This is a genomic window from Aestuariibius sp. HNIBRBA575 (assembly GCF_040932005.1).
GTDB lineage: Bacteria > Pseudomonadota > Alphaproteobacteria > Rhodobacterales > Rhodobacteraceae > CANLNM01.
The window spans coordinates 101,714-127,446 of sequence record NZ_CP162414.1 but is presented as its reverse complement, the minus strand read 5'-3'; the positions used below and the strand labels follow the sequence as shown (position 1 = coordinate 127,446).

At 49.6% G+C, this 25,733-nt stretch carries 32 protein-coding genes; 24 read left to right on the top strand and 8 right to left on the bottom strand.

The features are described 5' to 3' along the window. Positions 1–8 precede the first annotated feature (8 nt). Entirely contained in the window at positions 9–668 is a 660-nt protein-coding gene (locus tag AB1F12_RS00675) for a flagellar hook capping FlgD N-terminal domain-containing protein (protein WP_368185800.1), read from the bottom strand. 12 nt (positions 669–680) lie between these two features. Further along, the gene (locus AB1F12_RS00670) at positions 681–2,693 is read right to left on the bottom strand and encodes a flagellar hook-length control protein FliK (RefSeq protein WP_368185798.1); all 2,013 of its coding nucleotides are present in this window, start codon (positions 2,691–2,693) and stop codon (positions 681–683) included. Between the two features lie 105 nt (positions 2,694–2,798). Here AB1F12_RS00670 and AB1F12_RS00665 point away from each other — a divergent pair, with 105 nt between their 5' ends. The 6 genes from AB1F12_RS00665 to AB1F12_RS00640 all read left to right on the top strand — a co-directional run bounded on the left by AB1F12_RS00665 (position 2,799) and on the right by AB1F12_RS00640 (position 6,499). Then, positions 2,799–3,086, top strand: coding sequence for a rod-binding protein (locus tag AB1F12_RS00665; protein WP_368185796.1), 288 nt, complete (start codon positions 2,799–2,801; stop codon positions 3,084–3,086). Next, the gene (locus AB1F12_RS00660; protein WP_368185795.1) at positions 3,079–3,420 is read left to right on the top strand and encodes a hypothetical protein; all 342 of its coding nucleotides are present in this window, start codon (positions 3,079–3,081) and stop codon (positions 3,418–3,420) included. Before AB1F12_RS00665 ends, AB1F12_RS00660 begins: the two co-directional genes overlap by 8 nt. 207 nt (positions 3,421–3,627) lie before the next feature. Then, positions 3,628–4,821 carry a flagellin gene (locus AB1F12_RS00655; RefSeq protein ID WP_368185794.1) on the top strand — a complete coding sequence of 398 codons (1,194 nt, stop codon included), beginning with the start codon at positions 3,628–3,630 and terminating at the stop codon, positions 4,819–4,821. A 90-nt stretch (positions 4,822–4,911) separates the two neighbouring features. Beyond that, positions 4,912–5,286 carry a flagellar biosynthesis regulator FlaF gene (flaF, locus tag AB1F12_RS00650; protein WP_368185793.1) on the top strand — a complete coding sequence of 125 codons (375 nt, stop codon included), beginning with the start codon at positions 4,912–4,914 and terminating at the stop codon, positions 5,284–5,286. After that, positions 5,286–5,696, top strand: a complete 411-nt coding sequence (flbT, locus tag AB1F12_RS00645) for a flagellar biosynthesis repressor FlbT (protein WP_368185792.1) — start codon at positions 5,286–5,288, stop codon at positions 5,694–5,696. Before flaF ends, flbT begins: the two co-directional genes overlap by 1 nt. Continuing rightward, complete coding sequence (locus AB1F12_RS00640; protein WP_368185791.1) at positions 5,693–6,499, top strand: DUF1217 domain-containing protein; 807 nt, start codon at positions 5,693–5,695, stop codon at positions 6,497–6,499. Before flbT ends, AB1F12_RS00640 begins: the two co-directional genes overlap by 4 nt. Positions 6,500–6,501: 2 nt before the next feature. Here the strand turns inward: AB1F12_RS00640 and AB1F12_RS00635 are convergent, their stop codons facing one another. Continuing rightward, on the bottom strand, positions 6,502–7,824 hold the full coding sequence (locus AB1F12_RS00635; protein WP_368185790.1) for a FliI/YscN family ATPase: 1,323 nt from the start codon (positions 7,822–7,824) through the stop codon (positions 6,502–6,504). A gap of 82 nt (positions 7,825–7,906) precedes the next feature. Between AB1F12_RS00635 and AB1F12_RS00630 the strand changes: the two genes are divergently transcribed. The 9 genes from AB1F12_RS00630 to AB1F12_RS00590 are packed head-to-tail and all read left to right on the top strand — an operon-like array spanning position 7,907 to position 12,465. Then, positions 7,907–8,290: a FlgB family protein gene (locus AB1F12_RS00630; protein WP_368185789.1), complete on the top strand. Its 384-nt coding sequence runs from the start codon at positions 7,907–7,909 to the stop codon at positions 8,288–8,290. 9 nt (positions 8,291–8,299) lie between these two features. Beyond that, positions 8,300–8,692 (top strand): flagellar basal body rod protein FlgC, encoded by a 393-nt coding sequence (gene flgC / locus AB1F12_RS00625; RefSeq protein ID WP_368185788.1) that lies wholly within the window; start codon positions 8,300–8,302, stop codon positions 8,690–8,692. 9 nt (positions 8,693–8,701) lie between these two features. Further along, on the top strand, positions 8,702–8,989 hold the full coding sequence (gene fliE, locus AB1F12_RS00620) for a flagellar hook-basal body complex protein FliE (protein ID WP_368185786.1): 288 nt from the start codon (positions 8,702–8,704) through the stop codon (positions 8,987–8,989). Then, entirely contained in the window at positions 8,986–9,255 is a 270-nt protein-coding gene (locus AB1F12_RS00615; RefSeq protein ID WP_368188200.1) for a flagellar biosynthetic protein FliQ, read from the top strand. The genes fliE and AB1F12_RS00615 overlap by 4 nt, the downstream gene beginning before the upstream one ends. A gap of 1 nt (position 9,256) precedes the next feature. Then, on the top strand, positions 9,257–9,979 hold the full coding sequence (locus AB1F12_RS00610; protein WP_368185784.1) for a flagellar hook-basal body complex protein: 723 nt from the start codon (positions 9,257–9,259) through the stop codon (positions 9,977–9,979). Between the two features lie 12 nt (positions 9,980–9,991). Continuing rightward, complete coding sequence (gene flgG / locus AB1F12_RS00605) at positions 9,992–10,777, top strand: flagellar basal-body rod protein FlgG (RefSeq protein ID WP_368185782.1); 786 nt, start codon at positions 9,992–9,994, stop codon at positions 10,775–10,777. Continuing rightward, entirely contained in the window at positions 10,774–11,193 is a 420-nt protein-coding gene (flgA, locus tag AB1F12_RS00600; protein ID WP_368185780.1) for a flagellar basal body P-ring formation chaperone FlgA, read from the top strand. The genes flgG and flgA overlap by 4 nt, the downstream gene beginning before the upstream one ends. Positions 11,194–11,203: 10 nt before the next feature. Beyond that, on the top strand, positions 11,204–11,932 hold the full coding sequence (gene flgH / locus AB1F12_RS00595; protein WP_368185779.1) for a flagellar basal body L-ring protein FlgH: 729 nt from the start codon (positions 11,204–11,206) through the stop codon (positions 11,930–11,932). An 11-nt stretch (positions 11,933–11,943) separates the two neighbouring features. Continuing rightward, complete coding sequence (locus AB1F12_RS00590) at positions 11,944–12,465, top strand: flagellar basal body-associated FliL family protein (RefSeq protein ID WP_368185777.1); 522 nt, start codon at positions 11,944–11,946, stop codon at positions 12,463–12,465. Positions 12,466–12,554: 89 nt separating this feature from the next. Here AB1F12_RS00590 and AB1F12_RS00585 read toward each other — a convergent pair whose 3' ends face one another. The 5 genes from AB1F12_RS00585 to fliF all read right to left on the bottom strand — a co-directional run bounded on the left by AB1F12_RS00585 (position 12,555) and on the right by fliF (position 16,272). Beyond that, positions 12,555–13,010, bottom strand: coding sequence for a cytochrome c family protein (locus tag AB1F12_RS00585; RefSeq protein ID WP_368185776.1), 456 nt, complete (start codon positions 13,008–13,010; stop codon positions 12,555–12,557). A 116-nt stretch (positions 13,011–13,126) separates the two neighbouring features. Beyond that, on the bottom strand, positions 13,127–13,852 hold the full coding sequence (gene fliP / locus AB1F12_RS00580; protein ID WP_368185774.1) for a flagellar type III secretion system pore protein FliP: 726 nt from the start codon (positions 13,850–13,852) through the stop codon (positions 13,127–13,129). Next, positions 13,853–14,122, bottom strand: a complete 270-nt coding sequence (locus tag AB1F12_RS00575) for a FliM/FliN family flagellar motor switch protein (RefSeq protein WP_368185772.1) — start codon at positions 14,120–14,122, stop codon at positions 13,853–13,855. Next, positions 14,115–14,693, bottom strand: a complete 579-nt coding sequence (locus AB1F12_RS00570; RefSeq protein WP_368185771.1) for a hypothetical protein — start codon at positions 14,691–14,693, stop codon at positions 14,115–14,117. Before AB1F12_RS00570 ends, AB1F12_RS00575 begins: the two co-directional genes overlap by 8 nt. 1 nt (position 14,694) lies before the next feature. Then, positions 14,695–16,272 (bottom strand): flagellar basal-body MS-ring/collar protein FliF, encoded by a 1,578-nt coding sequence (fliF, locus tag AB1F12_RS00565; RefSeq protein WP_368185769.1) that lies wholly within the window; start codon positions 16,270–16,272, stop codon positions 14,695–14,697. 183 nt (positions 16,273–16,455) lie between these two features. Here fliF and fliL point away from each other — a divergent pair, with 183 nt between their 5' ends. The 9 genes from fliL to AB1F12_RS00520 all read left to right on the top strand — a co-directional run bounded on the left by fliL (position 16,456) and on the right by AB1F12_RS00520 (position 25,617). Then, positions 16,456–16,950 (top strand): flagellar basal body-associated protein FliL, encoded by a 495-nt coding sequence (gene fliL, locus AB1F12_RS00560; RefSeq protein WP_368185767.1) that lies wholly within the window; start codon positions 16,456–16,458, stop codon positions 16,948–16,950. Between the two features lie 10 nt (positions 16,951–16,960). Continuing rightward, complete coding sequence (locus AB1F12_RS00555; RefSeq protein ID WP_368185765.1) at positions 16,961–17,323, top strand: hypothetical protein; 363 nt, start codon at positions 16,961–16,963, stop codon at positions 17,321–17,323. 29 nt (positions 17,324–17,352) lie between these two features. Next, positions 17,353–17,904, top strand: coding sequence for a MotE family protein (locus AB1F12_RS00550; protein ID WP_368185763.1), 552 nt, complete (start codon positions 17,353–17,355; stop codon positions 17,902–17,904). Positions 17,905–17,999: 95 nt separating this feature from the next. After that, positions 18,000–18,869: a flagellar motor stator protein MotA gene (gene motA, locus AB1F12_RS00545; RefSeq protein WP_368185760.1), complete on the top strand. Its 870-nt coding sequence runs from the start codon at positions 18,000–18,002 to the stop codon at positions 18,867–18,869. Further along, positions 18,866–21,097, top strand: a complete 2,232-nt coding sequence (locus AB1F12_RS00540) for a hypothetical protein (RefSeq protein WP_368185759.1) — start codon at positions 18,866–18,868, stop codon at positions 21,095–21,097. The genes motA and AB1F12_RS00540 overlap by 4 nt, the downstream gene beginning before the upstream one ends. A gap of 204 nt (positions 21,098–21,301) precedes the next feature. Further along, on the top strand, positions 21,302–23,395 hold the full coding sequence (flhA, locus tag AB1F12_RS00535) for a flagellar biosynthesis protein FlhA (protein ID WP_368185757.1): 2,094 nt from the start codon (positions 21,302–21,304) through the stop codon (positions 23,393–23,395). Next, the gene (locus AB1F12_RS00530; RefSeq protein ID WP_368185756.1) at positions 23,392–24,177 is read left to right on the top strand and encodes a flagellar biosynthetic protein FliR; all 786 of its coding nucleotides are present in this window, start codon (positions 23,392–23,394) and stop codon (positions 24,175–24,177) included. The genes flhA and AB1F12_RS00530 overlap by 4 nt, the downstream gene beginning before the upstream one ends. Next, on the top strand, positions 24,170–25,240 hold the full coding sequence (locus tag AB1F12_RS00525; RefSeq protein ID WP_368185754.1) for a flagellar biosynthesis protein FlhB: 1,071 nt from the start codon (positions 24,170–24,172) through the stop codon (positions 25,238–25,240). The genes AB1F12_RS00530 and AB1F12_RS00525 overlap by 8 nt, the downstream gene beginning before the upstream one ends. Further along, on the top strand, positions 25,237–25,617 hold the full coding sequence (locus AB1F12_RS00520) for a hypothetical protein (RefSeq protein WP_368185753.1): 381 nt from the start codon (positions 25,237–25,239) through the stop codon (positions 25,615–25,617). The genes AB1F12_RS00525 and AB1F12_RS00520 overlap by 4 nt, the downstream gene beginning before the upstream one ends. Positions 25,618–25,733 lie beyond the last annotated feature (116 nt).

Below are 25,733 nucleotides of genomic sequence, written 5' to 3'. Positions count from 1 at the left end.
CCAAGAAATTACGATCCATTTCTAAGTGCCGTGACACCCGACGCAGCAACATGAACGCCACTGGACAGGAGTAGAACCGTTTGATGGCCGTTGCTTTGAACTTCCATCACTTCCGTGTAAACTTCTACAGGGTCCTGCGTCACCAAATCATCGCCACTAAAATTGGCAAGCTCAAAGCTGTATAGACCCGTTGGCAGAGGCGTACCGTTGCTGTCCAAACCGTCCCATTCGTAGGGGTCAGTAGTCGCAGGAATCTCTCGACGATCAACCTCTGATCCCCATCGGTCCCGAATGACGAGCTCTGTTCGGTCGGCAACCGTCAGCGGATTGGGAGAAACAGTAACGCTATTGGTACCATCCCATTCAGCAGGTGCGATTGCACGTGCTTCTTTTCCAACCCAAGATGCCATGTCCGACATTCCTGACGCCGCCAATTGACCAGACAGAGCGCTGAGCAAGTCATTGGTCAAAACTTGCTGTTCGACCCCGGAGAATGTCGCGAGTTGAACCGCGTAATCGGATGAATCCACTGGATTGAGCGGGTCCTGGTTTTGCATTTGAACAGTCAGCATTTTCAGAAAGGTTTCGAAATCTGAACTAACTGACGAGGTTGCATTCGTCGTTGCTGAATGGGTCGTGGTGCTCGCACCAGCCGAATTTACTTCCATCGTGGGATCCTCTTAAAGTCTAATGTCTAAATCGGACAACAATGCCCGCTCGGTTGGAACTTCATCGGGTGCATCACCAGGCTCAACGGAGCTTTGTGTGTGTGATTGCTCGCTGGATTCACTATCACTGTTTTGTGAACCTTGTTGTCCGAACGCAAAATCAATTGATGTATATCCAAGCGCCCGAAATTCCTCAGCGAGCACATCGATATGGCGGCGCATCAAATCAGTGGTTTCGGGACGCTCTGTATTAATCGTCAAAACCAACGAGGTCTCCGTTGCCGAAAGGCTTAGCTTAACCCTCCCCAGCTCTTCTGGATTTAGGCTAATCTCAGTTGTTCCAGTTTGCGAAACTGAGATATTCGCAGCGATCTGGCGCGCAACGTTCGATGCCAATTGTGGATTATGAGACGATGTATTGACCGAGTTTAATCGCGCCTCTGCTGTCTTAATTTCAGTGTCAACCTGTGTCGCCTGAGCGATTAACATGTCGGAACTGGCTTCGACGTCCACTGGGGCCAATGGTGAAAACGCAACATTCTGGCTCATCGCAATTGGCGTGGCGACGGCAACGTCCGGACGTTCAGGAAGCGCGGTCGGTGTTTTTCCCACTGGGCGTTCATTTACCGCATCGCGCAGTGTACCAAACTTGATTTCTTTCCTCTCAGGTTGCTTCGCATCCACGATAGGCACTGGGTTTGCCTTACTGGTAACCAATGGTGCCGAAGGCATCGTCGCGCTAGGCGTCGAATTCTGGTGTTTGTTATCTATCGGCGGATTCAAAGGCGCTCGATCATATGTCAAATCTGTGTCAGCTGCTGACTGTACCAACGGGGCCGGTATTGTTTTGCTTTGCGTTCGTACTGGAATAGTGTTGCTAATTAGGTTCGTCGTCTCCGCTCGCACAGAACCGGCAACCTGTCTTTCAGCATTTTCCGCTCGACCTGACTGAGGAACAACATCCATTTTTTCATGACGCAGCCCACCCACTTCAACAGGTTTTTCAGCGGATATCGGCTTGACCTCTTGCGCAATCGGAGTCGCGTTTTGAACTGAAGGTTGATGCGATCGCTTTCCCAAAACGTCTGTCATCAATTGAACTGGCGAACTCGGTGATTTGGCGACTTGGGCAATCTGCTCTTCACCCTTTGCTGACGACAGACGCGGTTCATTCATAGACGTTTGCGATGCGATCTCACCCGGCATCTGCGTCCCAAGAAGGGCATGAAACCTTTGCTGCGCTACATTGATCCGGACGGGCACAGCATTTCCGTCTTCTACCGGTGCCGCAATAGCTTTACCAATTTCTACAGCTTGAACAGAATTCTCCAACTTTCGCGTGGCTAATTCTGATGTTTGACCTCGCTGATCGCCCGGATTGCCAAAACTCACATCCTGTGACTTCGTTTCACCTCTTATGGCAATAACCTCAGAATGATTTGCCTTCAGAATTGGAAAATCTTGCCGCTCAAAAGTGGTGAATTTTACCGGTTCATTTGGATTAGATGTCTGAGCAACTATTCCTGATGCATCAGTGGCTGAATGACGTCCAATGAGATTCGTCTCAGTTTCTTCGGGTTGGTTTGGCTGAGCGACCGGATCGCTATCGTTTGACACCGTTTGCATCGGAGCCAATGGATTTGGTTGCTCTTCTACGGTGGAAGTAGGGACTGAATTCTGTTCACCACTTAGCGCGATATTTGCCCCGATGGGCATATATCGCGGAGTATGCATATCAGGTTGGGCCACCAACCTGCCCTCAGAAGCGTCCTCGCTGGAGCGATCGTCGCCATCGATATCTGGCTCTTCGACCATTTCTGCATCGGGCAATTCTACCTCAGGTACGGGCTCAGGTACGGGGAGGACCGGAGTACTTTCTGCTTCAATATTCTGCAGCACAGCCAAAAAACCGGTATCGCGCAATGTTTCATTCACGGCACTTATCGGGTTGATGGTCCCCTCTGACGAAAACGGAAACACCAGACTGTTCGGCCCAATTATCGAGGAAGTTGATTCGCTTGCCATTTTATATCCATGCTTCAATTCATAAGCAGAATGACTCAAATAGCTTACTCAATCTTTACCAGTTTCAAGACACACTCAATCAAATGTAAGAATTTGGAGCACGATATGATTGTAGGTGATTCTAATAATGGATCGGTAAACGGCATCGTCCCCACCACGAATAATGACGCCCAATTGCGTGAAGCAGCGCTCCAACTTGAGGCCACTTTTCTTTCAGAAATGCTAAAATCTGCCGGGCTTGGCGAAGCGTCAAAATCATTTGGCGGAGGTATAGGAGAAGATCAATTTTCTTCTTTCTTGCGACAGGCCCAGGCCGAAGAAATGGCAAGAAGTGGCGGTATAGGATTGGCAGAATCCTTGTTCAACTCCCTGAAAGAACGCCAAAATGGATAAACGCGTGGTAAAAGATCTTCTGAACCTATTGGATGAAGAACGAGAAGTGATTCTAGAAGGTCGCTTTGAAAAGCTTGAATCATCAAGTGCACGTAAATCAGCTTTGTTTATCAAACTGAATGAAGTGTCCGCAGACGAACGATCCCTGACAATGCTCGCCGCAACGGTATCTAGGAATCAGGCGTTGCTTCGCGCAGCCATGCGCGGACTGGCCGACGCCAGCAAACGAATCAAAGACGTGCAACGCGCGCACGGAACATTGTCGACCTATAATGGAAATGGGCAAGTTTCCAATTATACACCAACAAAGCCAGCGTTTGAAAAGAAGGCCTAAAACTTTAATCAAAACCGCTGAACACGAAGCTTTGCTGTTAGTAATTCATTTATTGCTTCCCCCCAAACTCAACCTGCATCCGATTGGGATGGCGCTGATCTACCATAGTAGATGACCGCAACTGTCAGAATGACGTGTCCTGCCGCTTTGAATGAGCGGTCTATTTAAATCCGGGCGTTGAAACGCCCTTGTAAAAGGAACTCAAGAATGTCCAGCATTCTGACCAACAATGGCGCAATGGTCGCGCTGCAAACTCTGAAATCCATCAACAACCAACTGGGTGATACTCAGGGTATGATCTCAACGGGTAAATCCGTTGCATCCGCCAAAGACAACTCCGCGGTTTGGGCGATTTCCAAAGTGATGGAATCTGATGTCAAAGGCTTCAAAGCCATTTCTGACAGCCTTGCACTGGGTGAATCTACGGTTGCTGTTGCCAGCAACGCGTCCGAAACAATCACTGACCTTCTGACGCAGATGAAGGGCAAAATTGTTGCTGCACAAGAAGACAACGTTGATCGCGGTAAAATCAACGATGACGTTACTGCGTTGAAAGATCAGATTAACTCTGTTGTTTCAGCGGCGCAGTTCAACGGTTTGAACCTGATTGATGGGTCTCAAGGTGCAACAATTGATGTTTTGTCCTCTTTGGATCGTGATGCGTCTGGTACTGTAACAGCGTCCAACATCAGTGTGTCCACCCAGGATTTGTCCACAGGTGGTTACACTGCAGCGGCGGTGTTTACCGGTACGACTGGTGTTTCAACCAGCGCTGATGTGTTTGGGATGACAATTGATGACGGTTCAAGCGACTCTGTTGTTATTGTCGACCCCACTTTCGCCGCAGGTGATAAAATTTCTTTGACTGTGGGTGAAGAGGAGGTTTCGTACACCTTCACCGCAGATGACGTTGCAGCTACCACGCCAGAAGATATCGCAGCGGTTGGATTGCGCGCTGCATTGCAAGCGACTGGGCTTGCGATCGATGTGGATTTTAGTTCTACGGGTACATTGGATATCACCAACAACACTGGGAACGACCTTACAATCTCTGGTCAGTTTACCAATGCCGGTTCTGGTGGCCTTGGTGCACTTGCAGCGATTGATGTTTCAACGGCTCTTGGTGCATCCGCTGCGTTGGGGTCCATCGAAACTTTGATTGACACAGCGATTTCTGCATCGGCGTCCTTCGGTTCGGTACAAGGTCGGATTGAAACTCAGTCTGATTTTATCTCCAAACTGACCGATTCTTTGAAATCCGGTATCGGGTCAATGGTAGATGCGGACATGGAAGAAGCTTCAGCCCGTCTGCAGGCTCTTCAGGTCCAACAACAGCTGGGTACCCAGTCGTTGTCGATCGCCAACCAGGCGCCTCAGTCTATCCTGTCGCTCTTCCGTTAAGGGCAACCAGGGAGGCGTCCGCGCCTCCCTACCCCTTAGACCTGCGATAAAATCGCAGATGCCGCCACTCCGTCCCGAAAGGACACCGACGTGAACGCCATTTTTCAAGCTCAACAAGCTTATGCGCCAAAAAACTCTCCTTTTCGCACAGGGCGATCAGCAGAAGTTCAACTCTTTGGCCAAATCACCAATCGCTTACGCAAAGCATCACAAAATCTTCCCGCTTCCTTTCCAGACCTTGTGACCGCGTTGCACGAAAACAGACGTATGTGGCACCATTTTGCCGCAGAAGTTGCGGATGATGACAACGCCCTTCCCCGGGATCTGCGCGCTAGGTTATTCTACCTCGCTGAATTCACGGATCATCACTCCAGACTGGCCCTTAAAAACGAAGCAGACGTTTCGCTGCTCATTGAAATCAACACCTCTGTTATGCGTGGTTTGAATTCACAGGAGGCAAGCTAATGTCCGGATTGGTCTTAAAGCTTGGTCCCAAAGAGCGCATTCTTGTGAACGGAGCGGTCATTGAAAATGGAGAGCGGCGATCCCGCCTCTCTGTTTTGACGCCAAACGCAAACATCCTGCGCCTTCGCGACGCAATTCGTCCGGACGAGGTCAACACCCCAGTTCGACGAGTGTGTTACATTGCTCAGCTCGTTTTATCCGGTGACGCCTCAGAAGAAGAAGCTGAGCTGCAACTCATGCGCGGAATAGAACAGCTTAGCTTGGTTCTAACCGACACCGACAGCAAACTATACTTAGACGCTGCGACTCAAGCCGTCCAAGAAGGCGAGTTTTATCGTGCATTAAAACAATTGCGTGCACTTCTTCCGAGAGAGGAACGTTTGCTCGCGACAGCCCCGAGATTGTCATGACCTATCAACCCGTTGTTCCCATTTCCGGTTATGCTGGCTGGCGATTCCTAAATAGAACGTTGGATATGCAAAAGCAGGCTTTCGAAGAAAGCAGCACCATTGTCCGAAAAAGCGACTATTTCCGTGAGAACATAACCAAGATCAAGTCCGCAGAGGAGTTGGTTGGGAACCGCCGGTTGCTAGAAGTTGCCCTTGGGGCCTTTGGGCTGGATGACGATATAAACAACAAGTTCTACATCGAGAAAGTTCTTTCTGAAGGAACAATCAACGATGATTCCCTTGCAAATAAGTTGTCCGACAAACGCTATGCTGCGTTTTCAGAAGCGTTTGGATTTGGAAATATGGGGGGGGCAGGTCGCGTACGATTTGACGGCTTCGCCGATGAAATCCTAGAAAAATACGACGACAGACAGTTCGAATTGGCGGTAGGGGAACAAGATAACTCAATGCGGTTAGCACTAAACATGCCATCCGCATTGGACGAAGTTTTGTCCAACTCATCGACGATTGATGGCCAATGGTTTTCATTGATGGGGAACACCCCAATCCGAACGATGTTTGAAACTGCACTTGGTTTTTCAAGTAGCTTTGGGTCATTGGACATTGACCTCCAACTTTCGAACTTCAAAGAACGCTCTGAAAGTGTTTTTGGCACCAGTGACCTTTCTGAATTTCAAGACAGCGAAATGCAGGAAAAACTCACACGCTTGTTTTTGGTGCAGTCAGAAATCAATGCGATTGGCAACTTGGGAAGCAACTCAATCGCATTGACTTTGCTACAGTCTGCACCTCGATATTATTAAATCTACCTTTGACTGGTTGGATGCAACGCACGGCGTAATTCCGCAAAGCTGGCTGTAATGTTGGGCTTTTGTGCCATTCCAATAAACGCATCCAGCTGTGGATAGATTTGAATGGCTTCATCCACCTTTGGATCTGTACCACTCACATACAATCCAGACTGGATCATCAATTCAGAACGATCATACGACCCCAAGGTGGAACGAGCAGTAGAAATAAGTGCGTTTTCAGTGTCTGTCGCAACAGAAGGCAACGATCGCGACACTGACCGCAGTAGATCCACGGCCGGAAATCGACCTCGTTCTGCAATTTCTCGATCAAGCACAACATGCCCGTCCAAAACCCCACGTAACATGTCGGCAACTGGCTCATCCATGTCAGATCCTGCGACCAAAACGCTAAAAACTGCCGTTATGTCACCTTGGTTATGCTCTCCTGGGCCGGCGCGCTCGCACAGGCTTGCAATCGCGGGACCGGTTGACGCCGGATAACCGCGCAAAGATGCAGGCTCTCCACCTGCAACAGCAAGCTCGCGATGTGCCTCCGCAAATCGAGTTACTGAATCCACAAGCAATAAGACCTGTAAGCCCTGATCCCGGTAAAACTCTGCAACTGACATTGCCGCCCATGCACAGCGCCGTCGGATTTGAGGCGCGCGATCAGATGTTGCCGCCACCACGACCGACCGTGCAAGCCCTTCTTCCCCCAATACCGTTTCAACAAAATCTCGAACCTCTCGACCGCGTTCACCGACCAGGGCAATTACAATTACATCGGCCTGAACGCCCTTGGCAAAGTTTCCCAACAATGTTGATTTCCCCACACCTGAACCTGCGAACAAACCGATACGTTGTCCTTTCGCAAGAGGTAACAAAGTGTCAAACACTGCGAGCCCGGTCGGCAATCGTTCCCCCATTGCGCGTCTATGATTTGGCGCGGGCGGAGAAGCCTGCAACGGCCGTTTCTGTGTTCCCGGCAGCAAGGCACGTCCATCAAGAGGATTCCCATCGGGATCAATCACCCGACCAATCCAGTTCATATGAGGTCGAAACGGAGCGGGCGGGTCAATTCGCACCATGTCGCCGACACAAACACCATCAACCGGACCTTCGGGCAGCACAATCGCACGCCCTTCAATTAGCTTGATGACTTCGGATCGAATAGAAACATCGGATAAAATCCGCGCTCTATCCCCAAGTTTTACGCGGTCGCCAAGACCTTCTACTGCAATTCGCCCACCTGACGCGCTCACGACTCTGCCCACGGGATGGACAATTCGATGGGCGCTAATTGCAGCTGCGGTTTGTTCAAAAAGACATTCTGTCATCGTGCTATTCCTTCTGCCGACAACTCGATCTTAAGGAATCACCCTTAAAGCATAATTTATATCGCTCGAGGGAGAAGCCCCGATGTTTAAAAACCTGGAAGTATTCCGGACAGCAATGTCCCTCGCTCAACATGCCGGCCAAAATCAGGCCGTTGTTGCGCGCAACATTGCCAATGCCGACACACCTGGATTTCAGGCGCAATCTGTTTCGCATTTTGCAGAAATATATGATGCGCCCATGCAAAGCGCGTTACGCCAAACACGCGCCGGTCATTTCGAATCCACGCACACAAATGCGACTTCATTTCTTACCAATTCTCAATCTGAATCCTCCCCAAATGGAAACTCAGTTTCCGTTGAGGAAGAGATGCTGAAGTCCGTCGAAATTCAGCGGGAACACAGCCGCGCACTCGCCATTTATCGCCATTCACTAGATCTAATGCGCATTTCCATCGGACGGAAATAGGGGCCATTCATGACAGATTTTTCAGATGCACTTGGAATTGCTTCCAGCGGAATGCGTTCCCAATCACAGCGGTTACGGCATGTTTCAGAAAACATTGCCAATGCAGATACCCCTGGATACCGCCGCAAAACGGTTAGCTTTACCGAAGCGGTAGAGGGTGGGCGCACGACCGGAGCTGTAAGAACTGGCCGCGTTCATCTGGACCGGACAGATTTGCCCATGCTTTTTGATCCCTCACATCCGATGTCAGACGACACCGGTCATTATGCGGGATCAAATGTGAACCTTTTGGTTGAAATCGCCGACGCCCGTGAGGCCCAGCGCAGCTATGAGGCCAATGTAAAATTATTTGATCAGGTGCGGCAAATGTCCGCTTCGCTGATGGATTTACTTCGTCGATAGGAGAGTAACATGGAACTAGGTGCTTTGCGCGTCGCGCAACAATATGCAGCGAACCGACCTGCAACATCCCCAAGCGAACAAGCTGCTGGGGACAGCAACTTTGGCGCAGCCGCCAGCGATTTTATGGCCACATTGCGTGCAAGCGAACAAGCCTCGATGGATGCAATGACGACCGGGTCGGATCCACATGCATTGGTTCAGGCTTTGGCTCAGACAGAGTTGGCTGTTGAAACCGTTGTCACCGTTCGTGACAAAGTCGTTGAGGCCTATCAGGAAATTCTGAGGATGCCTATCTGATGAATGAAGCGCTTTTTTATGACACTCTTCGTCAAGGTTTGTGGGTTGCGGTGGTCACCTCGATGCCAATTCTTTCCGTGGCTTTGGTCGCGGGTTTGACGGTTGGATTGTTTCAAGCGCTGACTTCAATTCAGGAAATGACACTGACATTCGTTCCGAAACTCGCGGCGATTGTCGCCGTGTTTTGGGTTTCGATGGGGTTCATGACCGAATCCCTAGTGTCCTTTTTTCAAGACACCCTGATCCCACTGATCGCCGGAGGATAGAATGGAAAATGCTACATATACCGCGCTGACACGACAATCAGGATTGATGCGTGAAATGTCGGTCATCGCAAATAACATCGCAAACGCTTCTACCACCGGTTATCGAACCGAATCCGTCATTTTTTCTGAGCACGTAAAGTCGCTTGAGCATAATCAAGAATCCATTTCGATGGCGACTGCCTCTGTCAGAAACACAATTTCCATTCAGGGCAGCCACACGCTCACAGGTGGGACCTTTGATCTGGCAATCGAAGGCGATGGTTTCTTTTTGATCGACACCCCCCAAGGGCAGAGATTGACGCGTGCCGGGCATTTCACACCAAATGGTGAGGGTGATTTGGTAACCCCTGATGGTTATCCTGTTCTAGATGCAGGTGGCGCACCGGTTTTTATCCCACAAGGCGTTGATAACATTGGCATCGCACCGGACGGAACCCTAAGTGCAGATGGCCAACCCGTCGCGCAGGTCGGCTTGGTAATACCCAATGATCCAACTGAAATGACGCGCGAAGGCGGCACAATGTTCCGCGCAGATGCCGGATACGAAGAAGCGACCGACGGCAGAATGATGCAGGGATTCTTAGAAGAATCCAATGTGGATTCCGTATTGCAGATCACACGCATGATCGAGGTTCAGCGAGCCTATGAATTAGGTCAGAGCTTCCTTGAAAAAGAAGATCAACGACTTCGCAGCGCCGTCGAAGCGCTTGGTCGGTCTAGGTAATGGAGTGAACTTATGAGAGCCTTAAAAATTGCCGCCGCGGGCATGACCGCGCAACAAATGCGGGTAGAGGTTATTTCCAACAACCTCGCCAACATGAACACAACCGGATACAACGCCCGGCGCGCCGAATTTGCGGATTTGCATTACCAACAGCTGACACGTCCTGGTACGATTAACTCTGCGGACGGCACCGTTTTGCCAACCGGTGTTCAATTGGGCCTGGGCGTCCGTCCGACAGCGGTATCTGTTATGCTATCACAAGGGTCTCTTGCTGCGACAGGCGGCGATCTCGATCTTGGGATCGAAGGTCAAGGTTTCTTAGAAGTTACCCTACCCGATGGCCGGTCCGCATTCACCAGAGATGGCGGGTTAAAACGATCTGCAGACGGGTTGATAGTGACTTCGGATGGTTACTCGGTATCACCTGACATCACCATTCCCAGCGACGCGCGATCTGTTTCTATCAACGCAGAAGGTGAAGTTTACGCCTATTTCGCAGATCGCGTAGAGCCTGAACTATTGGGTCAATTCAGCCTGTCAGGATTCACCAACCCAAAAGGCCTAGAAGCCATCGGTTCAAATCTCTTTTTAGAAACGCCTGCCTCGGGGCCATCAACGGTTTCCAATCCCGGTCAGAATGGTTTGGGTTTGTTGCGGCAGGGTTATCTCGAAGATAGCTCCGTCGACGCAGTCAAAGAAATCACTGATTTGATTGAGGCTCAGCGGGGATATGAACTGAATTCAAAAGTGATCACAGCATCAGATCAAATGCTCGGATCCATGGTGCAAATCAGATGAAATTTGTATTTTTCCTTCTTTTTGCCTTCAGCTCTGCGCCTGCATTCTCTGAAACCTTATTGGCGTCACGTACAATTCGTTCGCAAGAGATTATTGGCCCCGAAGATGTTGTTTTGGCGGCCGGAAATTATGCGGGTGGTGTTTCTGATCCTTCGTTACTCATCGGAATGGAGGCGCGCGTTGCACTTTATGCAGGCCGGCCCATTCGCTTGGGCGATGTTTCAACCCCTGCTGTCGTCGAACGAAACGCCATAATCACGCTAATTTATGATCGAGCGGGGCTGGTCATTAGCACCGAAGGGCGGGCCCTCGAACGGGCCGCAGCTGGCGATTACATCCGCGTGATGAACCTAGCATCACGGACAACGATTACGGCGCGGGTCGAAGAAAACGGCAGCGCAACTGTATCAAACTGAGGACAAGCCATTGAAAAAAATTATCCTTTTCGCCCTTATATCAGTAACGGCATGTGCTCGGTTGGAAAATGTGGGACAAGAACCGGAATTTAGCCCCCCTCAAGCCACGCAAGAACACACCGCAATGATGACGCCTGGCTTGCCACTTGCCGCTGATACGGCCCCCATTACGCCAGCAGCGCCGGCATCACTTTGGTCGGGGACCAGGGGATCATTGCTTGGTGAACGGCGCGCGGCCATTCGCGGTGATATCATGACTGTGGTTATTGAAATCGACGACCGAGCTGAGATTTCTAATTCAAGCGCGCGCTCACGTGCTGGATCTGAACAGATGTCCGTTCCGTCACTGTTTGGCATTCCGCAACGTATTGACGAAAACCTACCAGAAGGCGCCAGTATGAGCGCCGCCGTGGGTTTAAATTCATCAAGCAGTTCCAGCGGGGATGGGTCGGTCAGCCGCAATGAAAAACTAACATTGCGCGTTGCAGCAACCATCGTAGATGTCCTGCCCAATGGCGTTTTATCGATATCAGGCAGCCAAGAGGTTCGCGTGAATTTTGAGATGCGGGAATTGCTGGTCACGGGATATGTCAGACCAGAAGACATCAGCCGCCAAAACGAGATTACTTACGACAAGATCGCCTCAGCGCGGATTTCTTATGGTGGGTCTGGTCAGATTACTGACATGCAACAACCAAGATACGGCCAGCAAGTCGCTGATATCATTTTGCCATTCTAAGGACTGACTCGATGAAAAAACTTCTCATTCCATTGATCTTGCTCATCGTCGGAGTAGGGGGCGGAGTCGGGGCAGGATTGTTTCTTTCTCCTCCTCCTGAACCTGAGCTGGCACAATCTGACAACCCCTGCGGAGATGTTCCGCATGTGACCGAGCAAGTGGAACACGCAGCGGCAGAACCAAGTCCCGATCCAACCGAGGAAGTTGAGGGGCGTGAATATGCAAGGCTCAACAACCAATTCGTTGTGCCTGTCGTTGTGGATTCAGCTGTCGATGCGCTCGTTGTTTTGTCTCTTAGTATCGAAGTGCCCGCAGGTGGAAAAGAAGCCGTCTTTGCCCATGAACCCAAACTACGGGATCACTTTCTCCAGGTGTTTTTTGAACATGCCAATCAAGGTGGTTTCAGTGGGGCGTTTACCAGCACAACCAACATGCGCATTCTACGCGAAGCGCTTCGTGACGCCGCATTTGAAATTATGGGGGACCGGATCGTTGATGTTCTAATTATCGACATTGTCCGGCAAGATGTCTGATCAAACGATCGTTTGAACCTACATATTGTTTACTCGGGCCTGCTAGCGATCAGCAAGCCCGAGTGGTTAGATTTTAGGTAAAGCACAGTTCAGCTTTCCGGCTCTAGATCAAGCGAATGCAAATAGGCGTAAATATCATAAGCATCGCTTTCCTCCCTAACTTTGTATGACATCTTTCCGCGTGCACTGGCATCGCCGGTCGCGTCTCTTAGCCACGCCGTCGGATCCTGGATATAGCCAACAAACCCTTCTTCGTCCCAGTGCAATCCTTGCTCGCCCAGAGAGAGAATTGCGGATCCATATCTATATCCTTCAACCGTTCCGATCGGACGCAAAGTCGATCCAAACAAGTTCGGACCAGTGCGCGCACTGCGCCCAGCAAGCGTTTCGCCTGCGTCATTCACAACCACATGACATGCCACGCATTGGCGCGCAAAAAGTGTCTCACCATTTGCAATATCGCCTTGCAATGGCGTTTCGTGGCTTTCCGCTATAGAGTTGGATGCCGCTGTTAACAACGCCCCAACCAGAATCATAGTTTTCATAATCTCGAACCTCTTGAACGATGCGCTAGGTGCTGCTGACAGCAGTTTAGCGACAGGTTTGCGATGGTCCAGCACTTCGCACATCACCATCAACCGTTCGGGATTCGGTATAGCTGCTATAAATAGCTACGCACGAGGCTCTGCGCGATCAACGCCCATCCGTCAGCAATCACAAAGAACGCCAACTTGAACGGCAATGAGACAATTGCAGGTGGAACCATCATCATCCCCATCGACATAAGAACAGCCGCAACCACTAGATCGATGATCAAAAAAGGCAAGAATATCAGAAAGCCAATCTGAAATGCGCGTTCAAGTTCACTTAATAAAAATGAAGGAACCAAAACGGAAAGTGGAGATTCTGGAATTGCCATCCCGGGATCAACATCGCCGCGCAACGACGCGAGCGCCTCAAACGTACCAGGGTCAATCCTATTGCTCATGAACTCACGAAATGGCTCTATCGCACGGACAAATGCCTCTTCTATATCGATGGCTTCTGCAATCAACGGCGCCACGCCATTCGCCCAAGACGTTAGAAACACGGGTTCCATAACAAAATACGTAAGAAAAAGGGCAAGTGTCACAATCAACATATTCGGAGGTGACTGTTGCAGGCCAATCGCTTGGCGCAGAATGGCCAGAACAGTCACAACAAAAGGAAAACACGTGATCATCATCAGTAATCCGGGCGCTAAGCTCAGAACTGTGATTAAAGCAATGAGTTGGACGGATCGGGTTGCCGTTGAACTATCTGCCCCTAAAGAAAGCGACAGATCTTGTGCTGAGGCTGGCAGCGCCAAAGCAAACAAAAAGACTAAAATTAGACTTATGTGCTTCATTTAGCCGAGTTCGCCTTTCAGCGATGCAACTTCAGTTAGTTTTACCGCCAATTGACCGGGTTCACCGCCTTCGGCCTCTTGCAATTCACCTCGCGCAATTAACTTGTCACCAATAAACAATTCGACTGGATCATCGATACGACGATCAAGTGAAAGAACAGCGTTTTCACCTAAATCCAGTAGTTCCCCAATCGATGGGCGCGCGCGCCCCACAGATATAGAAATTTCAATAGGAACATTTCGAAGCGGGTTTGCATCATTTTCATTCATTTGAATATCCACTCTGTTTCAGGTCGTTTTGGCTTTCACGAAGTGCGGAAAGAGAAACAATTATGTTCTCAACAGCCTCAGTCATATCTATGATCGTCTCGTTTTCATTGTGTTTCAAAAGAACCTGACCAACTTCAAATGAGCCATCAGGCTCAAACTGAATTGGCGCGTCAAACTGCGCATTCAAATGGGACTTTAGCGCCGCCACCTCTGATGGGTGAGCCGAAACGACTAGCGCCGGATCTGCGCTCAGATCCCGGGCATTTTGCAATAAAAACTCTACCAGCTGTGGTCCAAGTGATGACTGGGCAAGCGCAGGCAACAATGCTGTGCAAATTGAATCAAACAAAGGTTCCAATGACTTCAGCAGATCGTGACGCGCCTGCGCATAGGTAAAGCTGAGATCTGACAGGACCTGCAGCATTTCAGAGGATATCGCATCCTGCGTTGCTTGGGCTTGGGCAATCCCTGCCTCAAAGCCTGTCGAATATCCGTCCTCATAGGTCAAAGACGGCTCAACTTCTTCTACTTCAGTTGAGGTGAAATCCTCAAATAAGATGGTATTCCCCATGTTAAACCTTCTCTACTTCGTCGGCGGGATCATCCATCCAGTTTTGCAAAATCTGCATAGTTTCATCCTGCCGTTCTTCGATCATCTCACGTAGGCGATCGACTGGATTTTCTTCCATAAAATCGCCACCACCCATCATCATATCTGGGTCGCCAAAGTCGGCCATTCCCAGCATCGGGGCGCCCGGCAGAGCAAGTGGTACGTCTTCTAACGGTTCAGATGCCTCACCCAATTCAGCTTCGGAATCATCGTTCGGCAACGCAAGAGGTTCAGGCAAAACCGTCGCACCACTTGTCAAAATTGGCCGCACCACAAACAGGCCCAAAATCAGGGCAACTATTGAAATGACGCCCAGCTTTATCAGCGACATGACGTCCAAAGGTGCACTGGTTGAGACAATTGGCCCTGCTTCAGAACCTACAGGCTCAATCGGCTCAAAGCTCATGGACTGAAGTGTTATGACGTCTCCGCGGGCTTCATCAAATCCCACCGCCGAGGAAACCAATTCGCGCAGTGCCGTCATTTCATCCTCTGAACGCGGCTCGGTGATTTCGTTTCCATCCTCATCTGTCGTGACGGATTCGTTTATGAGAACCGCAACGCTCAACCTTCTGATTGCGCCCGGTGCTTTGATAATTTCCCGTTGAGTTTCGGACACTTCATAGTTCGTTCTTTGGCGCGTTTCTGAATTTTGGCTCGACGAATTCCCGTCCCCGCCCGCACCATCACCATCGGGTAGATTTGAAGCGACAGTCACCCCACCGCCGCCGACATCTTGGGCGGTGTTTGTGCGTTCTTCGACTTCGGTGCTAATGGCAACGCGGCCATCTGGGTCAAACCGACGTTCGACGATCGATTCGGTTTCCGTCACCGTATCAACCGCAACTTCAACTACAGCGTTCCCATAGCCAACGCGCGCCTCTAGCAGCCTTTGAACGCGATCCCGAATTTGCTGCGCGCGATCACTGGACGAATTTCCTGCGCCTGCTTCTTCGCTAGCGCCGATTAAGCCACCTTCGCCATCAATCACCGCCACATCATCAGGCGCCAGTCCCGGAACAGAAGACGCCACCAAATATCTGAGCGCTCTGGCCTGAGAGACCGACAGATTTCCACCTGCGGTCGCCACCGTTACCGCGGCTGTCGTTTTTTGGTCGCGCTGAAAGCTTCGTGAACTTGGCGTTGAGATGTGCACACGCGCAGAACGAACATGTGGGCTCGCAAGAATCGTTCTTGCCAACTCCCCCTCTTTGGCGCGCCAATAAGCGGCATTAAACATCTGGGACGTGGTGCCAAACCCAGACAGATTATCCAGCAATTCGTAACCTGATCCACCATTCGCCGGTAATCCCTCTCCGGCCAAAGTCATGCGCAAAGAATCACGTTTTGATGTTTCTACGTAAATCGCTTCGCCGCGAATTTCATAGATCACCCCTTGCGCCTCAAGCGAGGCAACAACTTCCCCCGCTGTTTTTGATTCTAGGCCACCAAAAAGCAAAGACATGTCACGGCTTGGACCTAATCGCCCAAGTGAAATGACTGCTGCAAATACAGCAATGGATGCAAGAACTACGATCAATTTCTTCGACGAAGAAAGATTGTTCCAAAGGGAGCTTATGCCGTCCAAGGGATCACCTCTAATTAGAGACGAACTTTCTGTCCGTCTGAATTCCTAAATGATCGAACAGCCTTAACAATCGGTTAGTGGATATCGGTTTATGAATTGTTTCGAACGAATTGAACAAAATGCACGAGGCTTGGCATGTCCGACGAACCCGAGGCCACAGAAGAAGAACCAAAAAAGGCGTCTAAACTACCGCTCATTCTTGGCTTGGTCTTTGCCATTGTCGGGGGTGCAGGTGGTTTTTTTGCTGTGCAAATGGGCCTAATCGGCGGCAGCGATCACGTGGAAGTTGCCGAAGATCATGCCGAAGAACCGCCTCTCGATCCCTTAACACCCATGAGCTTTATCGAGCTAGATCCATTGATGATTGCGATGCCAGGGTTGACTGGCGGATCACATTTGCGATTTCGCGCTAGTCTGGAGGTGCCTCCAGAATATGCGGACGAAGTTCAGGGCGTAGCACCGCGAATCATTGATGTGTTGAATGGCTATTTGCGGGCTGTAGATGTTGCCGATCTTGAAGATCCGGCCGCCCTTTATCGATTGCGTTCTCAAATGCTGAGACGCGTAAAAATCGTAACCGGAGATGGACGAGTTTCAGACTTGCTCATCATGGAATTTGTACCAATTTGAGGATGAAAATATGATCTACATCGCGGATGTATTGCTTGGCGCTGGAGCGTTTGGCGCAGCACTTTATTGTTATGTTTTGTCCCGCAGACTAAGACGTTTTACCGATTTAGAAAAAGGTGTCGGAGGGGCAGTTGCTCTCTTGTCGGCACAGGTTGATGATTTGAACAAAATGCTTGTCAAAACGCGGGCCCAAGCACGTGATTCAGGGACAACTTTGGTTTCCCACACGCAAAGAGCAGAAGCCGTCGCCAAAAGAATTGAATTGCTATTGGCCTCTATGCACGACCTGCCAGACCCAACACCCAAGCCTACGCGATCACCGAATGCGCCTTTGTTTGTGCGCCATCCTGAAACGAATGGAGAATCACGATGAAAAGGCGGCTCCGTCAACGCCGAGGAGCTTTGTTTATCGTCACAGGGTTACTCATGATGTCAGGAATGTTGCGCGTCGGGTCCGAAGCGTCACAAGCGTACGCTCGCGACAGCGTAGATTTACCTGAAGCAGTTGAGGTGAGCGATTCGGAAACCGGGATCTGTGAAGGCGGAGAAAACCTGGAAGGGCTCATCACTGCGTTCCAAACACGGGAAGAACGCATTCGGCAACGTGAAGGTCAACTCGAAGATCGATTGCACGCTTTGACACTTGCTGAACAAGAGATCGACGAAAAACTTGCTCAGCTCACAGCCGCTGAACAGAGTCTGCGCGACACCATTGCCTTAGCCGATAGCGCTGCAGAAAACGACATCGACAGATTAACTAGTGTCTATGAGAACATGAAACCCGCTGAAGCGTCGTTATTGTTCGAAGAAATGGCACCCAATTTTGCCGCTGGTTTTCTTGGTCGAATGCGCCCAGACGCCGCCGCATCAATTATGGCCGGATTAGAACCATCCACCGCATATGCGATCAGCGTAATTGTTGCCGGCCGCAATGCAAATGTTCCTACGGAATAAGAAATGATCAGAAAGCTTTAAGGGTTTTCTGCAATCCTTCTAACCACGAGGAAACGTCTTCCTCAATAACATTATTAAAGTTGGAGTGTCTGAGAATGGTGGGTCTGATTGGCATCGCGATCATCTTTATCATGGTGTTTGGCGGATACCTTTTGGCGGGGGGCAAGATGGGAATTATCCTTAAAACCCTGCCATTTGAGATGATCATGATCGGGGGCGCTGCCGTTGGCGCATTTGTCATCGGCAATGATGTTCCTGCCATCAAACATACGATCAAAGATGTTGGGAAAGTTTTCAAAGGTCCCAAATGGGCTGCAGAAGATTATCGCGACCTGCTTTGCCTGTTATATGAGCTTATTCGGGTCGCTCGGTCGAGCCCTGTTGCGCTTGAAGAACACATTGAAAACCCACCTGAATCGAGCATTTTTGGACGTTATCCCAAAGTGTCTGCAGATTCAGAGGCGGTTGCTCTTATTTGTGACACTTTGCGTTCAGTTTCGATGAATTACGATGATCCTCATCAAGTGGAAGAGGTGCTCGAAAAACGCATCGAAGCAAGCCTGCATCACAAGATGCACTCGACTCATGCATTGCAAACCATCGCAGACGGGCTTCCCGCTCTTGGAATTGTTGCGGCGGTTTTGGGGGTGATTAAAACGATGGGTTCTATTGATCAACCACCCGAAGTTTTGGGAAAGTTGATCGGTGGCGCGCTCGTCGGAACGTTTCTGGGCGTGTTCCTCGCTTATGGCCTAGTTGGCCCTTTCGCCGTTAAAGTCAAAACCGTAATTGAAGAAGATTCGCATTTCTATCAACTCATTAGGGAAGTCCTGGTTGCCAATCTGCACCAACACGCCACGAATATCTGTATTGAGGTTGGTCGCCAGAATACTCCAGGGCATTTCCGGCCAAGCTTTTCAGATTTGGAAGAAGCCTTGAAATCAGCCAAGCAGGAAGCAGCATGAAGCGGCTGTTTCTCCTCTCAGTTCTTACAGCTTTCCCCGCGATAACCAACGCTGAGACTTATGAAATCCGAAGCGGAGATCATGACAGCTTTGCACGTCTTGTTGTATCGATACCAACTGGTTCCGACTGGATTCTTGGCAGGACCAACCTCGGATATGGACTCGAGATAAATCAAGAAAACGTTCTATTCAACACTTCGCAAGTTTATGAACGAATTCAAAATGATAGATTGGCCTCAATTAGTGCTGACGACGGTGAACTTTCTTTGCAACTTGGTTGTGATTGTCATGCAACTGCATTTTTATGGCGCAACGACAGACTAGTCATAGATATCGTTGACGGTCCTCCCCCTGCTTCTTCCGAATTCGAAGCCTTGTTGTATCCCCGAGAGTCTGAGCCTGTTTCAGAACAAAGGCATCTTGCAAGAACACGGCCTGAAAATGCAATTACACTTCCCATTGTAATCTCAAACACAGTGCAAAATAGGGAAACAACAGACTTTTTTCAAAACCAAGCGTTAGAGCCAAATTTTGAACGCGTGGGTGAGGTTGAAGAACAGCTCGTCGAAGGCCTCGCACGAGCCGCCAGTCAGGGGTTGCTCGCCGCTTCTGATTTTCAAAGCATCGAAAATGAACAAATACAGACCAGCCCGGCAGAACAAGCAGAATCAATTGATGTCATCCCCACCAGCGGCGTTTCAACGCGCACAACAATTGAACGCGACAGCCCGATTTACGGCGGCTTCGAGGGCGTTGAGCGCAGCCTGTCTGGTTGTCTAGATAACTCTCAATTTGATGTGAGCAGTTGGCTTTCGGAGGAGGCAGAATTTGATGCTCAGGTTCGCGAGGACCGCCTCAATTTAACCTCTGAATCCGGGTCACTGCAGAGTGATAGCGTAATTCATCTTGCGCGAACCTACATCTATTTTGGATTTGGCGCAGAAGCGCTCCAAGTTTTGGCGCTTTTGGACTCTGATTCAGATGAAACCGCATTGCTATCGGAAATGGCACTAATTGTAGATGGTCATAAGACATCAAAGATGGATTGGAATTCACAACTAAGTTGCAAATCAAGTTCTTCATTGTGGGCCGTTCTTGCGCTCCAAGACATTCCAAGCGACTACAACGTAGACCACGCGGTTTTGGTGCGCACTCTGAGAGCTTTGCCAAAACAGCTGCGGGGGCATCTTGGAACAACATTAGCTGAGCTTCTGGTAGAAGCAGGGGACGGAGACTCCGCAGAAAATTCATTGAAACAGGCCCTTCAAAGCGGTGTTACCGAGCCTGCTCAAATTGGTTTGGTCTTAGCTGAAGTTAGCGTAGAGCAGGGCAATGAACTTGAAGCTGTTGATCAGTTATCAGAGCTCGCAGAAGAGAGCCCTCGACTAACCGCAGATGGTGTGTCGAGGTTAATCGAGTTGTCTCTTGCTGAGGGTCAAAATGTAGATGCCTCCATTTTGTCACTCGCTGAATCGCTTCGATTACAAGGTGCAGAAAAATCAGCCTCTAATCGCTTATTAGCTGCTGAAATATCCGCAAACGTTGCCAACAGCAACTTTACGCGGGGATTTGAGTTGTTGAATCAAGCCGAACACGACTTCCATGAGCCCGAATTTGAGACAACGCGACATAGTTTTTTTCAAGCCTTTGCAGAGAATTCCAATCAAGGCGAATTCTTGGAATTTACCTTCGAAAACAATCTTGATTTCCTCCCCCCGGACGTCGGCAACGAATTTGCCGAGCGTCTAATTTCCTATGGATTTCCTGAGCGTGCCTTGGATGTTCTAAGAACAGCCGCAACACGTGATGACATGCGTGAGAGAAGGTATATTCGCGCTGAAGCTGCGGCTATTGTCGGGGACATAGAATTAGTCGACAGAGTTTTATCTGGCCTCTCTGACACTCGATCTCAGCAAATCCGCGTTAACAGCCTAATCAACCAAGGTGCGTATAAAGAAGCACATCAAACACTAGAGATCGCTGAGTTGGAAGATAACTCAAATCTGGCTTGGAGAGCTCAGGCGTGGAACCGCATTGCGCAATCTGAAGATCAACTCCTTCAAACCGCAGCGGCGCGTATGAACAACGTAAATTTGGATCCAATAAACTCTACTGCATCCCTAACCGCACGTTCGCAATTGCTAGAGGAATCCTCACAGACTCGCGATTTTGTGTCAGCTCTTCTTGCTAGGTATCCTTCCGAAAGCTCCCCAACATCTGATGAATAGCTGAACCCTCTCTATAGATAACCAATTATAAACATTCTCAATTTACTAAAACTATAGATGCAGCAGAAGGTGCAGCTATGGCTTTTCGTCCAAATACATACTTTAATTTACCAAACTCCGACATCAATATGATCAAGGTTTACGCGCAAGTTAGTAAAACAAAGTTGGCCCATCGTTCTTTCGTAACAATACCGGAGGGAAACGATGAATAGTTTTTCGCTGAAAAACCTGTTTCAGCCAACAATCCTTTTGTCCCTGGCTTTGATGGCCATCATCGTAATGATGATCCTCCCAATGCCAGCTTGGGTACTTGACCTTGGATTGGCAGTTTCGTTTTCACTTGCGATTTTGATATTTACCGTCACGCTATTCATCGAACGTCCGCTTGATTTTTCTTCGTTCCCGACGGTTTTGTTGGCATCCTTGATGCTGCGTTTGTCTTTGAATGTCTCGTCAACGAAACTCATCATTGGAGAAGGTCACACCGGCACAAACGCCGCCGGGGAAGTCATTGAAGGGTTTGCCAACTTCGTCATGGGGGGCAACGTCTTTCTAGGCCTTGTCGTTTTTTGCGTCCTGCTCATTGTAAACTTTATCGTCATTAACAAAGGCGCGACGCGTATGGCCGAAGTTGGGGCGCGCTTCGCCCTTGATGGCATGCCCGGAAAACAGCTCGCTATCGACAGCGATATGAGCGCTGGCGCAATCAATCATGAAGAAGCAAAGCTGCGTCGAGAAACCGAACAAGCCGAAACCACTTTTTTTGGCTCACTTGACGGTGCTTCCAAATTTGTAAAAGGCGACGCAGTCGCTGGCCTGCTTATCACGGGCTTGAATTTGATTGTTGGCTTAATCATCGGCGTGACGATGCATGATATGGCGATTGGAAAGGCATTTGAAACCTATTCCATTCTAACAGTTGGCGATGGGCTGGTCAGCCAAATCCCTTCCGTCATTATCTCGATTGCTTCGGCATTGCTTTTGGCCAGGGGCGGTGCAAAGGGCGCAACCGACCTCGCGATGGTATCTCAGCTCGGCCGCCACCCTTCTGCTCTTACTACAGTAGGGGTGTTGATGGCGCTCTTTGCACTGGTGCCTGGATTGCCGTTTGTGCCGTTCATTATCGGTGCAAGCGTGTTGTTTGCTTGCGCATTTTTAGTGCGTCGAAAACAGTTACAAGAAGCCGCATTGGCACAATCCACTGAAGTCGGCGAGGTTCAACCTCAGATTCACACGTCGATGGGCGACGTGCTTGACCTTGACGACATCCATGTCGAATTTGCTCCTGATTTGGTTGAAATGGTACTTGATCAAGGAACCGGGCTGGATGCGCGGATCGCCAATATGAGGAACCATGTAGCAACTGAATTCGGGTTGTTGCTACCTGAGATCCGATTGACCGACAATTCGGCGCTTTCAATGGGTGAATATATCATTAAAATTCAAGGCGTTGAGCAAGCCAGAGATGTGCTTAGACCAGACAAACTCCTTGCGCTACTTTCCGGCCCGGTCGACGACAGCATCGCAGGCGAAGATGTATCTGAACCGGTTTATGGCGCCCCAGCTCGTTGGGTTTCATCGGGCGAACAAGAGGCCACCGCCATTCGCGGCATGACAACGGTTCTGCCCACCGAAGTATTGGCAACGCATCTGCTTGAAGTCATCAAAAGAAACTTTCGGCGGCTTCTTACTCTCAAGGCGCTCAGGCGCTTGTTAGATGAAATGGTCAACCTCTCGGACGCGTCGCGTGCAGAAGCAAATCGGAAAATGCTGGATGAGTTGATCCCAGAACGTGTTTCGATTGATGTTTTGTTATCTGTCCTCAGATTGCTGCTCGAAGAGCGTGTCTCGATCCGTAACCTTGGCTTAATAATCGAGGCCTGTGCAGAGGCACGTCAAATCCACACCACTTCAGAAGGCATTGCAGAACACGTGCGTCAAAGGCTCGGCTTTCAGCTTGTTGCGGAACTTCGCCGCCAAGATGGGACTATTCCCTTGATCCAACTGGCGCCAGAATGGGAGGACGTGTTCACGACCTATCAACTCAACAACGATCGCGGGCCCGCTGATGTCGCGCTACCGCCTGATGACTTCAACAGACTTGCAAATGCCATTTCGGCAAAACTGTCTCTTGCCGCTGAAAACGGGAATTTCCCTGCAATTGTCACTTCAATGCGCAGGCGGCGATTTGTGCGAACGGTTATGTCCGCCAAGGGGATATCGAACCCCGTGCTTTCATTTGAAGAAATCGGTGTCGATGCGCGTCCCGCATTGGTGGGCATGGTTCCTGCTGCATGACGTTTGAATTGCTGCAATTCATCGAAAAATACAATGACAGCGCAGCTGGCCTGTTCCTGGTTTTTCTAAGAGTGTCTGGCGCTATGTCTCTAGTTCCTGCGTTCGGGGACCAAATGGTGCCTGTGCGGGTTAAGCTCGTAATGGCCGTTATGTTTACGTTGGTTGTATATCCTGCCATCGCCCAAACAGCTTACTTACCTATTGACGCTGGAATTGGATTCATCCCAATCATCCTTTCAGAGATTGCTGTAGGGCTCTTTTTCGGTTTGTTTTTGCGTATGTTTATTTTGACATTGCAAATGGCGGGCACAATGGCGGCGCAATCCACGTCGCTGTCGCAGATTTTTGGAGGAAGCGCCGGCAACGACCCCCAGCCCGCGATGGCGCATTTACTTGTTATTTCAGGTGTCGCACTCGCGACATTACTGGGGCTGCATGTTCATATCGCCAATTATTTGATCCTCACCTACGGATTTGTCCCTGCGGGAGAGTTTCCCTCCTCGGAAATTGTCGCAGAAATCGGCATTTCCCAAATCACAACAGCATTCGCGAGCGCCTTCACACTTGCCGCACCCTTTATCATCGCATCGTTGTTATACAACGTGACACTGGGCATAATTAACCGTGCCATGCCCCAATTAATGGTCGCTTTTGTGGGCGCCCCTGCGATTACCGCCGCTGGGCTCGCACTGCTCATGATTTCAAGTCCTTTAATCTTGTCCGTTTGGTCTGCGACTTTCTTAGATTTCATGTCTTCCCCATTTGGTGGCACCTATGAGTGAAGAGGACAGTGACAAGCAACACGAAGCCACCCAAAAGAAGCTCGATGACGCACGCAAAAAGGGTGATTTCCCTAAATCGACCGACTTAAATACCGCTGCTTCATATGCAGGCTTGTTAATTGCGTTGCTCGCCGTCGGGGGCAGCACGGTCAATGCCATGGGGGCCGCTCTGCAGTCTTTGATAGAAGGTGCAAACGCTCTATCAATTCAAGCATTCTCTGCCGGGCATTTTTCTCAAATGGGTGATCTGCTCTCCACGCTTTTGATGGCGCTCCTGCCGCTTTTTATCATTCCAGCTGTCGCAGTTTTAGGAAGCCTGTTTACCCAAAAATCAATTGTTTTTGCACCAAGCAAGCTTGAATTTAAGTTATCCCGGATATCACCCCTTTCGAATATGAAGCAAAAATTTGGAAGATCCGGCCTATTCGAATTCTTCAAGAGCTTTGTCAAACTTTCAATTTATTCCTTTATTCTAGGGTATTATCTCAATGACCAACTCCCTCGGATTATGTCTTCAATTGGCACGTCACACCGGCTGGTAGTTGTCGAACTTGCCAACTTGGTCATCGGACTTCTTTCCATTGTTTTGGTTGTTGCTGTCACGATCGGCATCATCGACTTTTTGTGGCAAAAAGCCGAACACGCGAGGAAAAACATGATGTCTCGCAAAGAGCTAACCGATGAAATGAAAAACTCAGACGGTGACCCGGCGATGAAGCAGCAACGTCGCCAAAAAGCTGTTGAAATTGCAATGAACCAAATGCTGGCTGACGTACCAGATGCAGACGTCATAATCGTCAACCCGACCCACTATGCCGTTGCATTAAAGTGGGATCGAATGAGCCTCGGGGCTCCACTTTGTGTCGCAAAAGGCGTGGATGAACTTGCCGCTAAAATTCGAGAAATCGGAACCGATAATGCGATTCCCATTTTTTCGGATCCACCGACGGCGCGGGCGTTGTTTGCCACCGTTGAGGTTGGAGAAGAAATATTACCTGATCACTATCAAGCAGTTGCCGCAGCGATCCGTTTTGCAGAAAGCATGGCAGGAAAATCAAAATGAGACATAAGGCAGACAAGAAAAAACTGGCGACATTACACAGACTCGCTGATGCGCATTACACTAAAATACAATCTCAAATGTCGATACTGAACAGCCGTGAAGCCGAATTGAACACCTTGTTGGGCCAACTACAAATGTCCATTTCTGGTCGTGCGGCAACAATTGACATTGAAACAGATGCATCCGTTTTCAGTGGTGCTGACCCTTTGTGGGAAGGGTGGGTTCAGGCACGTCGCACAGAGATTAACCAACAAATTTACGCCATTCGTGTGGAAAAGCAAAACTTGCAATTACAACTTTCAAAATCTTTTGGCCGCACAGAAGTTCTTAAAAACCTTCGCCAAAAAAGTTCAAATCGACAATGGGTATCGGAGTGAGAAAGTCACATTGACCCCACAATTGCGACGGTTCATGTAACGCTGCAGTTTAGCAATGCAAATGAAACTATTCCCATCATTTGAAATGGGAATAACATCTCACTTCGGACGTAGAT

Bases quoted from the DNA above. Each gene is read 5' to 3' on its own strand.
- motA (WP_368185760.1), top strand. From the start codon at position 18,000: ATGGTGGGTCTGATTGGCATCGCGATCATCTTTATCATGGTGTTTGGC.
- flgC (WP_368185788.1), top strand. From the start codon at position 8,300: ATGACAGATTTTTCAGATGCACTTGGAATTGCTTCCAGCGGAATGCGT.
- flbT (WP_368185792.1), top strand. From the start codon at position 5,286: ATGTCCGGATTGGTCTTAAAGCTTGGTCCCAAAGAGCGCATTCTTGTG.
- AB1F12_RS00655 (WP_368185794.1), top strand. From the start codon at position 3,628: ATGTCCAGCATTCTGACCAACAATGGCGCAATGGTCGCGCTGCAAACT.
- flhA (WP_368185757.1), top strand. From the start codon at position 21,302: ATGAATAGTTTTTCGCTGAAAAACCTGTTTCAGCCAACAATCCTTTTG.
- AB1F12_RS00665 (WP_368185796.1), top strand. From the start codon at position 2,799: ATGATTGTAGGTGATTCTAATAATGGATCGGTAAACGGCATCGTCCCC.
- AB1F12_RS00660 (WP_368185795.1), top strand. From the start codon at position 3,079: ATGGATAAACGCGTGGTAAAAGATCTTCTGAACCTATTGGATGAAGAA.
- AB1F12_RS00575 (WP_368185772.1), bottom strand. From the start codon at position 14,122: ATGAATGAAAATGATGCAAACCCGCTTCGAAATGTTCCTATTGAAATT.
- fliP (WP_368185774.1), bottom strand. From the start codon at position 13,852: ATGAAGCACATAAGTCTAATTTTAGTCTTTTTGTTTGCTTTGGCGCTG.
- AB1F12_RS00640 (WP_368185791.1), top strand. From the start codon at position 5,693: ATGACCTATCAACCCGTTGTTCCCATTTCCGGTTATGCTGGCTGGCGA.
- fliL (WP_368185767.1), top strand. From the start codon at position 16,456: ATGTCCGACGAACCCGAGGCCACAGAAGAAGAACCAAAAAAGGCGTCT.
- AB1F12_RS00610 (WP_368185784.1), top strand. From the start codon at position 9,257: ATGGAAAATGCTACATATACCGCGCTGACACGACAATCAGGATTGATG.
- AB1F12_RS00530 (WP_368185756.1), top strand. From the start codon at position 23,392: ATGACGTTTGAATTGCTGCAATTCATCGAAAAATACAATGACAGCGCA.
- fliE (WP_368185786.1), top strand. From the start codon at position 8,702: ATGGAACTAGGTGCTTTGCGCGTCGCGCAACAATATGCAGCGAACCGA.
- AB1F12_RS00670 (WP_368185798.1), bottom strand. From the start codon at position 2,693: ATGGCAAGCGAATCAACTTCCTCGATAATTGGGCCGAACAGTCTGGTG.
- AB1F12_RS00525 (WP_368185754.1), top strand. From the start codon at position 24,170: ATGAGTGAAGAGGACAGTGACAAGCAACACGAAGCCACCCAAAAGAAG.
- AB1F12_RS00520 (WP_368185753.1), top strand. From the start codon at position 25,237: ATGAGACATAAGGCAGACAAGAAAAAACTGGCGACATTACACAGACTC.
- AB1F12_RS00540 (WP_368185759.1), top strand. From the start codon at position 18,866: ATGAAGCGGCTGTTTCTCCTCTCAGTTCTTACAGCTTTCCCCGCGATA.
- flgG (WP_368185782.1), top strand. From the start codon at position 9,992: ATGAGAGCCTTAAAAATTGCCGCCGCGGGCATGACCGCGCAACAAATG.
- AB1F12_RS00555 (WP_368185765.1), top strand. From the start codon at position 16,961: ATGATCTACATCGCGGATGTATTGCTTGGCGCTGGAGCGTTTGGCGCA.
- AB1F12_RS00570 (WP_368185771.1), bottom strand. From the start codon at position 14,693: ATGGGGAATACCATCTTATTTGAGGATTTCACCTCAACTGAAGTAGAA.
- AB1F12_RS00675 (WP_368185800.1), bottom strand. From the start codon at position 668: ATGGAAGTAAATTCGGCTGGTGCGAGCACCACGACCCATTCAGCAACG.
- AB1F12_RS00585 (WP_368185776.1), bottom strand. From the start codon at position 13,010: ATGAAAACTATGATTCTGGTTGGGGCGTTGTTAACAGCGGCATCCAAC.
- AB1F12_RS00590 (WP_368185777.1), top strand. From the start codon at position 11,944: ATGAAAAAACTTCTCATTCCATTGATCTTGCTCATCGTCGGAGTAGGG.
- AB1F12_RS00635 (WP_368185790.1), bottom strand. From the start codon at position 7,824: ATGACAGAATGTCTTTTTGAACAAACCGCAGCTGCAATTAGCGCCCAT.
- flgA (WP_368185780.1), top strand. From the start codon at position 10,774: ATGAAATTTGTATTTTTCCTTCTTTTTGCCTTCAGCTCTGCGCCTGCA.
- AB1F12_RS00630 (WP_368185789.1), top strand. From the start codon at position 7,907: ATGTTTAAAAACCTGGAAGTATTCCGGACAGCAATGTCCCTCGCTCAA.